We start from the raw sequence: 12,367 nt of genomic DNA, 5'->3' as shown, positions 1-12,367 counted from the left end.
CCGTGTCCCTGGGGACGCTCCTCGCGCCCCGGCCCGCGGCCGCGATGCACCTCGCGGAAGGCGTCCTGCCGCTCGGCTGGTGCGCCTTCTGGAACGCGCTCGCCCTGCCCTTCGTCGCGATCGCCCTCCACCTTCTCCGGCGCCGCACCGAGCAGGACGCCTTCTACAAGCCGTTCGTCGGCCTCATCGCGGCCGCCGTCTTCGCGATCTCGTGCATGCCCGTGCCGGTGCCGACCGCCGGGACCTGCTCCCACCCGTGCGGCACAGGGCTCGCGGCGGTGCTCATCGGCCCCTGGATGACCGTCCTCGTCACCGTGGTGGCGCTCCTTATCCAGGCCCTCTTCCTCGCGCACGGCGGCCTCACCACGCTCGGCGCCGACGTCGCGTCGATGGGCATCGCGGGCGCCTTCACCGGATATTTCGCCTTCCACCTCGCGCGGCGCTGCGGCGCGAACCTCTGGGTCGCGGGGTTCCTGGCGGGCGTGACGTCGGACTGGGCAACCTACGCCACCACGGCGCTCGCGCTCGCGCTCGGGCTCTCGGGCGAGGGGTCGGTGACGTCCATGTTCACGGGCGTCGCCCTGGCCTTCGTCCCCACCCAGCTGCCGCTCGGCCTGCTCGAGGGCGTCATGACCGCGGGGGCGCTCGCCTTCCTGCGCGCCCGGCGGCCCGACATCCTGGACCGGCTCCAGGTCGTCCGGCTCGCCCCGGGGGCGTCGTGACGCGGCGGCTCGGACAGCGCCCGCTGCCAGCGCCGCTCGCGCGGCGCGCGTGCGCGGCAGCGCTCCGGCTCGCCGCTTCCCTCTGGCTCGCCGCCTGCGGCAATGCGTCCTGGGACGGCGTCGACGAGGCCGTGGTGCGCCGCGTCGCCGAGGACGCAGGGCGCCACGACACGGGGCCGCTGTTCGCGGGCCTCGAGGGCGACCTCCTGCTCTTCGCGTTCCTCTGGGCCGGGCTCCTCGCCGGCTTCGCCCTCGGCTATTTCTCGCGCGTGCTCTTCGTCGAGCGCGCGGGCGCGCCCGCGGTCAAGGCCGGCGGCCAAGGCCTCCGTGCGGACTGACCCGCCTCCGCGGCTCCGCGACGTGGACGCCCGGCTCCGCCTCGGGGCCGCCGTGGCGGCGTGCTGCGTCGCCGCGGGCGCGCGCTCGCCCGTCACGCCGGCCGCGCTGCTCCTCCTCGCGTGCGCGGCCCTCCGCCTCCAGGGCACGCCGGCGCGCGCCGTCCTCCGCGCCGCCGCGCCCGCCGCGTGGATCGGAGCGGTCGCGGCGGCGCTCGCGCTCGCGCTCACGCCGGGAGCGCCGCTCCTCCCCGGCGCGCCGTTCCCCGTCGACGCGATCACGGCCGAGGGGGCCCGCCGCGCCGCGGCCATCGGCGCGCGCGTCCTCGCGGCGGCCGCCGTGCTCCGGTGGCTCGCCGGCGCCGCAGCGCCCGCCGAGATCGAGGCGGCGCTCGCCGGGCTCGGCGTCCCCGCGGCCCTCGTCGAGCTGCTCGCGCTGACGCGGCGCTTCGCCGGCGTGCTCCAGCGCGCGGCCGACAGCGCGTGGAGCGCCGCCGCGCTCCGCGGCGGGTTCACCCGCCCCGGGGCCGCCGCGCGCTCGGCCGGCGCCGTCGCGGGCGTCGTGGCGCTCCGGACGCTCGAGCGCTCCGAGAGCGCCGCGCTCGCGATGCAGCTCCGCGGCTACCAGGGGAAGCTCCCCGTCGCCGACCGGAGGACGAGCGCGCCCGCCGCGAACGTCGCGTTCGCCGCCGCCGCCCTCGCGGCCCTCGGGCTCAGCGTCGCCGCGGGAGAGGCCGGATGATCGCGCTGCGCGCCCCCCGGCTCGGCTACCGGCGCGGCGAGCCCGTGCTGCGCGACGTGCGCCTCGACGTCGGCGAGGGCGAGTCCGTGGCGGTGCTCGGCGGCAACGGCGCCGGCAAGACAGCGCTGCTCCGGACGCTCGTCGGGCTGCTCCCGGCGCCCGGCGGCGGCGTCGAGATCGCGGGCCGCCGCGTGGGCTCGCCCTCGGACGCCGTCGCCGCGGGCGCCGCGCTCGTGCTCCAGGACCCGGACGACCAGCTGCTCGGCGCGACGCTCCTCGACGACGTCCTGTTCGGCCCGCGAAACCTCGGCCTGCCCGCGCCCGAGGCGCGCCGCCGCGCCGAGGCGGCGCTCGCCGCCGTGCAGATCGCCCACCTCGCCGACCGGGCCATCGAGGCGCTGAGCTTCGGCGAGCGCAAGCGCGCGTGCATCGCCGGGATGCTGGCGATGCGGCCGCGGGTGCTGCTGCTCGACGAGCCGACCGCGGGGCTCGACCCGGAAGGCGAGCTCGCCCTGTGCCAGACGCTGCGCGCGCTCTCCGAGCAGCAGGGGACCACGCTGGTCACCGCGACCCACGCGGTGGATCTCGTGCCGCTCTTCGCCTCGCGCGCTGTCTTGCTGGGCGACGGCCAGGTCCTCGCGGACGGGCCGCCGCGGGAGGTGTTCGCGCGGGGGGAGCTCCTCGCGCGGGCGCGGATGCGGCGGCCGTGGGTCGCCGAGCTCTGGACCCGGATGAGCCCTCTGCCGCCGCGGGGCGGCGCGGGCCTCCCGCTCACCCTGGAGGAGGCGCTCGCGTGCATGACGACGGTCTCCTGCTGATCGGCCACGGCAGCCGCGACGCCGCGTCGAACGCCGAGTTCGAGGCGATCGTGGCCGATTACGCCGCGGCGCGGCCCGAGATCGCCGTGCAGCACGGCTACATCGAGCTCGCGACGCCTCACCTCGCCGACGCGCTCGCGGCGCTCGCGGCGCGGGCGTCCCGCGTGGCGGTCGTGCCGCTCTTCCTGTTCGCGGCGGGGCACGTGAAGAACGACATCCCGCTCGCGCTCGAGCGGGCGCGGGCCGCGCACCCGGGGGTGCGCTTCTCGGCGGCGCGGCCGCTCGGCGTGCACCCGGCGCTCGCCGAGCTCGCGTTCGAGCGCGCCGCGACCGCGCTGCCGGCCGACCCGGCGGCGCGGGCCCGGTCGGCGCTCGTCGTCGTGGGGCGCGGGTCGAGCGACCCCGACGCGAACGGCGATTTCTGCAAGACGGCGCGCCTCATCGGCGAAGGCCGCGGGCTCCAGCTCGTCGAGCCGACCTTCATCGGCGTCACCCGGCCCTCGGTCGAAGAGACGCTGGAGCGGGTCGCGCGGCACCGGCCGGAGCGCGTCGTGGTGGTCCCCTACTTCCTCTTCGCCGGGCGGCTCATGACGAAGCTCGCCGAGCAGGTCGAACGCTTTTCATCGACGTACCCGTGGATCCGGGCGTCGCTCGCGCCGCACCTCGGCCGGTCGAGCGCGCTCGCGGGCCTGATCGACGAGCGCGCGCGCCAGGCGCTCGCCGGCGAGGCGCCGCTCCCCTGCGACACGTGCATGTACCGCACCGCGCTGCCGGGGCTCGCCCGGGAGGTCGGCGGGCTCAAGGCGATGCTCTACAGCGTGCGCCACACGCTCACGCACACGCAGGCGTCGAACCACCCGCACGCCCACCGCTCGCTGCGCAAGCACGTGCTCGTCTGCGGCAACGCCGACTGCGTGGACCGCGGCAGCCTGGCGCTCCTCGAGTCGGTGCGCCGGCTCGTGAAGCAGGCCGGCCAGCAGCAGCAGATCCGCGTGACGAGGACGTCGTGCATGGGGCGCTGCGGCGAGGGGCCGACGGTCGCCGTCTACCCCGACGGGGTCTGGTACCGCGGCGTCCGCGAGGAGGACGCGAAGGACCTCGTCGAGGAGCACCTGCTCGGCGACCGGCTGGTGGCCCGGCTCGTCGACGACATCATGCAGTGAGGCGCGGCGCCGGGCGCCGCCTCGAGCGTGGATCGCCGACGCGCGGAGCCTCCCCCGCAGCCCGCGCGCCACCTCGGCCGTCGTGGTCCCCTGCCCACGTCCCGCGCCAGAGCCGCCCGAGTTGACTCATATGCCCAATTCAGTCATATGAGTTCTGTGCCCGTCCGCCGCCCCGACAGACCCCGCGACCCTGCGCGGCGCACCAGGATCCTCGACGCCGCGAAGCGCCACTTCGTCGAGCGCGGCTTCAAGGGCACCAACCTCGACGCCGTCGCCGCCGAGGCCGGCTGCGCAAAGGGCGCCCTCTACCTCGAGTTCGCCGACAAGGAGTCCCTCCTGCGCGAGGTGGTGGAGCAAGCGTTCGCCACGATCCGCGCGCGCTTCGCCGCCGAGGTGCTCGGCCTGGAATCCCCGCTCGATCGCCTCGTCGCGACCCTCCGCTTCGCTTACCGACAGCAGGCGGCCGAGCCGCTCTTCGGCAAGCTCCTCCGCGAGGATCCCGACCTCCGCGCGCTCCGCCCGCTCGACGACGCCGCGAGCGCCGCCGCCGCGAAGGCGCAGATCGCCCAGATCAACGGCTGGGTCGACGAGGGCATCGCGCGCGGGGAGATCCGGCCCGACGTCGATCGCGACGCGATCCCCTTCGTCCTCGGCGTGCTGCGCTTCGCGCCCCAGCACCTCGGGCTGATCACGTCGTTCTGCGCCTTCGCCGGTGAGCGCACGCTCGACGCGATCGCCGACATCTTTCGCGCCGGCCTGGCCGCGCGTCCTGCAGCGCCCCCCACGGAGACGACCTCCACGACGGCGATCCCCACGGAGCAGCGCGCGACCGCGTCGCGCGCAAGGAGCAAGCGATGAACCAGGCGATCGAGGTGAACGCGCTCGGCAAGCGCTTCGCGAAGGTCACGGCCGTCGAGGGCGTGAGCTTCAGCGTCGCGGCCGGCGAGATCTTCGGCTTCATGGGGCACAACGGCGCCGGCAAGACCACGACGCTGCGCATGCTCCTCGGCCTGACCCGGCCCACCGCGGGCACCGCGCGCGTGCTCGGGCGCGACGTCGTCCACGAGACGCTCGAGGTCCGGCGGAACGCGGGTTACCTGCCCGCGTCGTACTCGCTGCCCCCCGACATGACGGCGCGCGGCTTCCTCCACTACATCGCCGCGATGTTCGCGCTGCCCGGCGACGTCGCGGCCGCGCGGGCCGGCGCCCTCCTGCGCCGCTTCGGGCTCGAGCGCGAGGCGGACCGCCCCCTGCGCGGCTTCTCCACCGGCATGGCCCAGAAGGTCGGCATCGCCCAGGCGCTGATCAACGAGCCCGCGGTGCTCCTGCTCGACGAGCCGACCTCTGGGCTCGATCCCCTCGGCCGCCACGAGCTGCTCGAGGTGCTCCGCGCGCTCGCGCGCGAGCGCGGCGTCACCATCGTGTTCTCGTCGCACATCCTCTCCGACGTCGAGGCCCTCTGCCGCCGCGTCGCGGTGATGCACCGCTCGCGCCTCGTCGCCTGCGACGAGGTCGAGCGCCTCAAGGACGCGCACGGGGCGCGCACCATGGACGATCTCTACCTCGCGCTCGTGCGCAGGGAGGCCTCGTGATCCGCCTCCTCTGGCTCGACTACCTCACGACGCTCCGCGAGCGGAAGACCTGGCTCTGCGTCGCGATGCTCGTCTACGCGCTGGTCGCGATCCCCGTCGTGCTCGCGCGCCCGCCCGATCACGTGCGCGCCGCGATCGCCGCGTGGTTCGGCGACGCCGCGCCGTTCCAGGTCTTCATGTACGTGTGGATCGACCTGACGATGAACAAGGTGATCGCGTTCATCCCCGTGGTGCTCGCCAGCGGCGTCGTGCTCCGCGAGCGCGACACCGGCGTGCTGCCGCTCCTGGCCAGCAAGCCGCTCTCGATCCCCCGCTACTTCGTGCTCCGCGCGCTCAGCGCGTGCGCGGTGATGGTGACCCTGCACGTCGCGACCCAGCTCGCCGGCGCCGCCTACTTCACGGCGCGCGTCCCCGGCTTCCGCCCCGGCCCCTTCCTCGGCGCGATGTCGCTCCACGCCTTCGCGGCGCTCTTCGCGACCGCGCTCTGCGCCGCGATCGCCGCGTGGGTGAGGCACCGCGGCGCCTCGGCGCTGATCGGGTTCGCCACGCTCGGGGGCCTCGTGGGCCTCTCGCTCATCGGCTTCTATCAGCCCGCCTGGCGGAGCCTCTCCCTCGCGAACCCGATCGCCCTCGGCGCGCTCGGCCTCGGGAGCCTCGACCACCTCGGCCCCGCCGTGCTCGGCCCCCCGATGCTCGCGCTCGCCGCGCTCACCGCCCTCACCATCGCGATCGGCGCCGCGGGCGTCCGGAGGATGGAAGCATGACCCGGGCGACCGCCCCCGCCGCGGGCTCGCTCCGCGGCTACATCGCGCTCGAGGCGCGCCGCGCCCCGCGCCGCACCTCGCTCGTCGCGGCGGCCGCCGGCGTGCTCGTGGTGCTCGGCAGCCACGCGCTGATCGTGCGCCTGCCGGCGCAGGTCATCCGCTTCCTCGAGCAGGCCTTCGCGATCGAGGGGATGGCCGCCGTGCTCCTCATCAACGATCTCCTCGCCGCCTACTTCGTCGCGTACTTCGTCGCCCTGGCGGGCCTCGTCGACGCGACGGTCACGGCGCGAGAGGAGCGTCGCCTCGAGCTCCTGCTCGCCAAGCCGGTCCGCGCCCGCGTCTTCCTCGCCGCGCGCACGGCGCCCTCGCTGCTCGCCGGGGCCGGGGCGGGCGTGGTGGTCGCGGCCTCTACGGCGCTCGCCGTAGCGCCGCACATCGGCGCGAGCGACATGATCAGCGCGGCGGGCGCGCTCGGCGCCGGCCTCTTCCTCGTCGCGCTCTCGATCGCGCTGCTCTCGGCGCTCCTGCCGCTCCTGGCGCGGATGCGGGACGGCTTCCTCGCGCTCCTGGTCGCGTCGGGCGCCTGGATCGCGCCGCTGATGCCCACGGCGGCGTTCATCTACCGGCCCGACGCGTTCGAGGCGCACGAGGGGCTCAGGGAGGCGACGGTGCTCGCGTCGCTGCTCTGGAGCGACGCGACCTCGGCCTGGCTCGGCCCGGTCGCGCTGGCGATCGCCATCCCGCTCGCCGCCATCTCCATCGCCGCCTCGGGCGTGCTCCTCGAGCGCACCGACGCGCTCTGAGCCCGGCGCGCGCCGCGGGGGTCGGGCGCGCCCCGCTCGCTCTCACGCGGCGGCGCGCGCGTCTCTTCTCCCCGCCTTCGTCTTTCCGCCCTCTCTCCTAGCTGGTACGAGGGCCCGACAGAAGGGAACCGATATGGCCTGTCACGAGATCGCCGCGCTCCGCCTTGGGCTCATGAACATCCTGGGCATCGACGACCCCGCCGAGCGCACGCACGAGCTCGCCGAGCTCGGCGCCGCGGCCGCCGAGCCCGGGCCGGTCTCGGCGATGCTGCGCGCAGGGGACCTGAAGAACCTCTCGCGCCTCTTCGAGGGGTCGCTCGTGGAGCTCCAGGAGAAGGTCGCGAAGACCCCCGCCGGCGACCCGAAGCTGCCTTACCTGCGCTCGCTCCTCATCCTCACGAAGCAGGTCGAGCTCGATCTGCGCGCCCAGGTCGACGGGCTCGGCCGGCTCTACCGGGAGCTCGAGGAGATGCACGACTTCGTGCACGAGATCTACCCGGCCGAGTGAAGCGCGCGCCGCTCACGCCCCGCTCACCGGAGCGCCCATGAGGCGCGTGATCGCGACCGCGCGAACGCAGGAGTGACGTCATGGCAACACAAGGCAACCCGAAGATCAGGATCGCCCACGCAACGCCGCTCGGCGACGCCGCCCGGCTGCTCCGGCTCGAGCGCGTCGACGGCGCGGAGATCGGCTTCGCCGGCGGGCAGTACGTGATCATCAACACCGGCGTCACCCTGCCCGGCGGCAGGCTCGCCAAGCGCGCCTACTCGATGCTCTCCAGCGACGCCGAGCAGCGCGCGGTCGAGATCGCGGTGAAGCGCGTCGGGGCCGGGCCGGGCTCGAACGTGCTCAACGACATCGCCGTCGGCGCCGAGCTCGAGTTCAGCGGACCCTGGGGCAAGCTGCGGCTCGCGCCGGGCTTCTCCGGCCGTGCGCTCGTGATCGCCACCGACACCGGCATCACCGCCGCCCTCGGGATCGCCCGGAGCGCGGCCGCCGCCGGCGCGGCGCAGCTCGACCTGCTCTGGCTCGTCGAGCCGGGCGAGACCTTCGCCTCCGAGCCGTTCGTCCGCGAGCGCCTCCCCGCCGCCGTCCGCCTCGCGGTCGCCCGCGATCTCCCCCCGATCGGCCACCCCGAGCGGCCGGCGCGCGCGTGCGCCCTCGTGGAGCGGGAGCTCGCGGGAGGGCCCTACGACGCCGCGCTGTGCGCGGGCGACGGCGCGATCCTCTACCCGCTCCGCGACCACCTGGTCTCGCTCGGCGCGCCGGAGGGGAGCGTGCTCCTGGAGAGCTTCTTCAACAACCCTGCGAAGAAGTCTTTGTGATCGTTCGGGATCTTGCGAGGGCTATCCCTCCGGCCGAGGGGTCGGAGGGATAGCCCTCGGTGGCAGAACCGCCGGCGCCCGTGGCTGCCCGTTTCGGTTGAATCGGCCGCCCCCATGGGCCAAAAGCCCGCCATGGCTGCTTTCCGACACGTCCGCGGCGCGCGCGCTCTCTCTCCGTTTCGTACCGACAAGCGCCTGACCGAGCTGAAGCAGCGGGTGCCCGAGGTGGTCGGGCTGGGGAGCCGCTGGATCTACTTCGTGCACTCGCGGGCCTCGCTCGACGAGCGCGGCGAGCACGTGCTGTCGCGTCTCCTGGACGACGACGCGCTGGCGCACGGCGGGGGCGGGACGGGCGAGGACGAAGGTCAGCTCGTGCTGGTGGTGCCGCGCTTCGGCACGCTCTCGCCCTGGAGCTCGAAGGCGACCGACATCGCCTGGGTGGCGGGGCTCGCGGCGGTGCAGCGGATCGAGCGGGGCATCGCCTACCACGTGCGGGCGTCGCGGCCGCTGACCGGCGAGGAGCTGACGCGCGCGGCGGGGGCGCTGCACGATCGGATGACCGAGTCGGTGGCCTTCGATCTGGCGGCCGGGCAGGCGCTCTTTCGCGAGGAAAAGCCGCGGCCCCTCGCCCGCGTGCCGCTGTCGCGCGAGGGGCGGCTCTCGCTGACGCGCGCCAACAAGGAGCTCGGCTTGGCCCTGGCCGAGGACGAGATCGACTACCTGCTGGCCGCGTTCACGGAGCTGAGGCGAGATCCGAGCGACGTCGAGCTGATGATGTTCGCGCAGGCCAACAGCGAGCACTGCCGGCACAAGATCTTCAAGGCCGACTGGGTGATCGACGGCGAGGCGCAGGGGCTCTCGCTGTTCAAGATGATCCAGAACACCTTCGCGGTGACGCCGCACCATGTCCTGTCGGCGTACAGCGACAACGCGGCGGTCATGGAGGGGCTCGACGCCGAGCGCTTCTTTCCACAGCCGGGGGCCGGCGCGCTGTACGAGACGCGGCGTGAGCCGGCGCACGTGCTGATGAAGGTGGAGACCCACAACCATCCCACGGCCATCTCGCCGCATCCCGGCGCTTCGACGGGCAGCGGCGGCGAGATCCGTGACGAGGGCGCCACGGGGCGAGGCGCGAAGCCCAAGGCCGGGCTCACCGGTTTTTCGGTGTCGAACCTGCGCATTCCCGGCTTCGAGCAGCCGTGGGAAGCCGAGCCGATCGGCAAGCCCGATCGCATCGTCTCGGCGCTCGACATCATGATCGACGGGCCGCTCGGCGGCGCCGCCTTCAACAACGAGTTCGGGCGTCCTGCCCTGGCCGGCTACTTCCGGACCTTCGAGCAGAAGGTGCCGGGCGACGGCAGCTCGGCCTCCAGCGTGCGCGGCTATCACAAGCCCATCATGCTGGCGGGCGGGCTCGGCAATGTGCGGCCCGAGCTGGCGCTGAAGAAGACCTTCCCGGCCGGGGCGCCCATCGTCGTGCTCGGCGGGCCGGCCATGTTGATCGGCCTGGGCGGCGGCGCGGCGTCGTCGATGGCCTCGGGCTCGTCGTCCGCCGATCTGGATTTCGCCTCGGTGCAGCGGGACAACCCGGAGATGCAGCGGCGCTGCCAGGAGGTCATCGATCGCTGCAACGCCCTGGGCGCCGGTTCGCCCATCCTCAGCATCCACGACGTGGGCGCGGGCGGCCTGTCGAACGCCTTGCCCGAGCTGGTGCACGACGCGGGCGTGGGAGGGCGCTTCGAGCTGCGCCGGGTGCCCTCGGTCGAGCCCGGCATGTCGCCGCTCGAGATCTGGTGCAACGAGGCGCAGGAGCGCTACGTGCTGGCTCTGGACGCCTCGCGCCTTACGATCTTCGAGGAGATCTGCCGGCGCGAGCGCTGCCCCTACGCCGTGGTCGGTCACTCGACGGCGCAGAACGATCTGGTGCTCGACGACGCCGAGCTCCACGACCAGCCGATCGACATGCCGCTGTCGGTCTTGCTCGGCAAGCCGCCCAAGATGACGCGCGACGTCCGCCGCCTGCCCTCCCCCAGGCAGGCGCTCGACGCCGCCAAGCTGCCGCTGCGCGAGGCGGTCTATCGCCTGCTGCGGCTGCCCACGGTCGCCGACAAGTCCTTCCTCATCACCATCGGCGACCGCACCATTACCGGCCTCGTGCACCGCGATCAGATGGTCGGGCCCTGGCAGGTGGCCGTGGCCGACGCAGCGGTGACGCTGACCGACTACACGGGTTACGGCGGCGAGGCCATGGCCATGGGCGAGCGCGCCCCGCTCGCCGTGCTCGACGCCGCGGCCTCGGCGCGCATGGCCGTGGGCGAGGCGCTCACCAACCTGGCGTCGGCTCCGATCGAGAGCCTCGAGCGCGTGAAATTGTCGGCGAACTGGATGGCAGCGGCCGGCGCCCCCGGTGAGGACGCCAGGCTCTATGAAGCCGTGAAGGCGGTGGGCCTCGAGCTGTGCCCGGCGCTCGGTCTCGCCATCCCCGTCGGCAAGGACAGCATGTCGATGCGCACGGTCTGGGACGGCGGCGAGAAGAGCGTCGTCTCTCCCATCTCGCTCATCGTCTCGGCCTTCGCCCGTGTGCCGGACGTGCGCGGCGCGCTCACGCCCCAGCTCCGCACCGACGCCGGGGACACCGTGCTCGTGGCCGTCGACCTGGGGCGCGGCAAGAATCGCCTGGGCCTCTCGGCGTTCGCCACCGTCAGCGAGCAAGTGGGCGACAGCGTGCCGGACGTCGACTCGCCGGCCGATCTGCGCGCCTTCTTCGAGACCGTGCAGGGCCTGCGGCAGCGGGGGCTGGTGCTCGCCTACCACGATCGTTCGGACGGCGGCCTGTTCGTCACCTGGGCCGAGATGAGCTTCGCCGGCCGCGTCGGCGCGGAGCTGTCGCTCGACGCGCTGGCGGCGGACATCTCGCTTCCGGCCGCTCAGGCTGCAGCCTTGTTCTCGGAAGAGCTGGGCGCGCTCCTGCAGGTGCGCGCCCAGGACGCGCCCGAGGTCATCTCGGCCTTCGCCCGCGCCGGTCTCGAGGGAGCGGCGCACGTCGTCGGCAAGCTCCGCAGCGACGATCGACTGGTGGTGACCGCGGGCGGCCAGGCCGTGCTCGACGAGCCGCGCGTGGACTTGCGCCGCGCCTGGTCCGAGACCAGCTACCGCATGCGAGCGCTGCGCGACAACCCCGAGAAGGCCCGCGAGGAGTTCGACGCGCTGCTCGACGCCGGGGATCCGGGCATCTCGCCGCATCTGCCCTTCGACGTCGAACGATCGCTGGCTCGCCCGCTGATCGAGGCCGCCAGCGAACGGCCCAAGGTGGCCATTCTGCGCGAGCAGGGCGTCAACGGTCAGATCGAGATGGCCGCCGCCTTCCACCGCGCCGGCTTCGCCGCCCACGACGTGCACATGAGCGATCTGATGAGCGGCGCCGTGTCGCTCGAGGGCTTCCGCGGCCTGGCCGCCTGCGGCGGTTTTTCCTACGGCGACGTGCTCGGCGCCGGCATGGGTTGGGCCCGCTCGGCGCTCTTTCACAGCGAGACGCGCGAGGCGCTGTCGGCCTTCTTCAGGCGACCGAACACCTTCGCCCTCGGCATCTGCAACGGCTGCCAGATGATGGCCGGCCTCAAGGACATCATCCCCGGCGCCCAGCGCTGGCCGCGCTTCGTCAAGAACCGTTCCGAGCAGTTCGAGGCCCGTCTCGCCCAGGTCGAGATCCTGGAGAGCCCCTCGGTGCTGCTGCGCGGCCTGGTGGGCGCGCGGCTGCCCGTGGCCGTGGCCCACGGCGAGGGCTATGCCCACTTCGCCAGCGACGCCGATCGCAGCGCGGCGCGTGTGGCGGCCCGCTGGGTGGACGGCCGCGGTCAGGTCGCCACGCGCTACCCCGCCAACCCCAACGGCTCGCCCGACGGCATCACCGGCCTCACCACCGACGACGGCCGTGTGACGATCCTCATGCCGCACCCCGAGCGCGTCTTCCGCGCCGTGCAGCACAGCTGGGCTCCCCCGGAGTGGTCGGAGCGCGGCCCCTGGCTGCGCCTCTTCGAGAGCGCGCGGGCGTTCGTGGGCTGAGCGTCTCTCCTGGAGTTTCGCCCCGACCGACCAGCAGGGC

At 74.1% G+C, this 12,367-nt stretch carries 12 protein-coding genes; all 12 read left to right on the top strand.

The window, feature by feature from the left end; all coding sequences use genetic code 11:
* Window positions 1-8 precede the first annotated feature (8 nt).
* A complete protein-coding gene (locus tag WMF11_RS01420) occupies window positions 9-722 on the top strand; it encodes an energy-coupling factor ABC transporter permease (protein ID WP_437911127.1) in 714 nt (237 codons plus the stop codon).
* Window positions 719-1,060 carry a hypothetical protein gene (locus WMF11_RS01415; RefSeq protein WP_437906623.1) on the top strand — a complete coding sequence of 114 codons (342 nt, stop codon included), beginning with the start codon at window positions 719-721 and terminating at the stop codon, window positions 1,058-1,060. The genes WMF11_RS01420 and WMF11_RS01415 overlap by 4 nt, the downstream gene beginning before the upstream one ends.
* On the top strand, window positions 1,050-1,799 hold the full coding sequence (locus WMF11_RS01410) for a CbiQ family ECF transporter T component (RefSeq protein ID WP_437906621.1): 750 nt from the start codon (window positions 1,050-1,052) through the stop codon (window positions 1,797-1,799). Before WMF11_RS01415 ends, WMF11_RS01410 begins: the two co-directional genes overlap by 11 nt.
* On the top strand, window positions 1,796-2,617 hold the full coding sequence (locus WMF11_RS01405) for an energy-coupling factor ABC transporter ATP-binding protein (protein WP_437976163.1): 822 nt from the start codon (window positions 1,796-1,798) through the stop codon (window positions 2,615-2,617). Before WMF11_RS01410 ends, WMF11_RS01405 begins: the two co-directional genes overlap by 4 nt.
* A complete protein-coding gene (locus WMF11_RS01400; protein WP_437906617.1) occupies window positions 2,593-3,780 on the top strand; it encodes a CbiX/SirB N-terminal domain-containing protein in 1,188 nt (395 codons plus the stop codon). Before WMF11_RS01405 ends, WMF11_RS01400 begins: the two co-directional genes overlap by 25 nt.
* 147 nt (window positions 3,781-3,927) lie before the next feature.
* Window positions 3,928-4,638: a TetR/AcrR family transcriptional regulator gene (locus WMF11_RS01395; RefSeq protein WP_437906615.1), complete on the top strand. Its 711-nt coding sequence runs from the start codon at window positions 3,928-3,930 to the stop codon at window positions 4,636-4,638.
* Entirely contained in the window at window positions 4,635-5,372 is a 738-nt protein-coding gene (locus WMF11_RS01390) for an ABC transporter ATP-binding protein (protein ID WP_437906613.1), read from the top strand. The genes WMF11_RS01395 and WMF11_RS01390 overlap by 4 nt, the downstream gene beginning before the upstream one ends.
* On the top strand, window positions 5,369-6,136 hold the full coding sequence (locus WMF11_RS01385) for a hypothetical protein (protein ID WP_437906611.1): 768 nt from the start codon (window positions 5,369-5,371) through the stop codon (window positions 6,134-6,136). The genes WMF11_RS01390 and WMF11_RS01385 overlap by 4 nt, the downstream gene beginning before the upstream one ends.
* Window positions 6,133-6,939, top strand: a complete 807-nt coding sequence (locus WMF11_RS01380) for a hypothetical protein (protein WP_437976162.1) — start codon at window positions 6,133-6,135, stop codon at window positions 6,937-6,939. The genes WMF11_RS01385 and WMF11_RS01380 overlap by 4 nt, the downstream gene beginning before the upstream one ends.
* A gap of 133 nt (window positions 6,940-7,072) precedes the next feature.
* A complete protein-coding gene (locus WMF11_RS01375) occupies window positions 7,073-7,447 on the top strand; it encodes a DUF3209 family protein (RefSeq protein WP_012232878.1) in 375 nt (124 codons plus the stop codon).
* 80 nt (window positions 7,448-7,527) lie between these two features.
* On the top strand, window positions 7,528-8,265 hold the full coding sequence (locus WMF11_RS01370; protein ID WP_437976161.1) for an FAD-dependent oxidoreductase: 738 nt from the start codon (window positions 7,528-7,530) through the stop codon (window positions 8,263-8,265).
* 132 nt (window positions 8,266-8,397) lie between these two features.
* Window positions 8,398-12,327, top strand: coding sequence for a phosphoribosylformylglycinamidine synthase (gene purL, locus WMF11_RS01365; protein WP_437976160.1), 3,930 nt, complete (start codon window positions 8,398-8,400; stop codon window positions 12,325-12,327).
* Window positions 12,328-12,367 lie beyond the last annotated feature (40 nt).

The organism is Sorangium sp. So ce295 (genome assembly GCF_051527405.1).
GTDB classification, from domain to species: Bacteria; Myxococcota_A; Polyangia; order Polyangiales; family Polyangiaceae; genus Sorangium; species Sorangium cellulosum_B.
The sequence above is the reverse complement of the archived record's forward strand: the minus strand, read 5'-3'. Positions and strand labels throughout refer to the sequence as shown.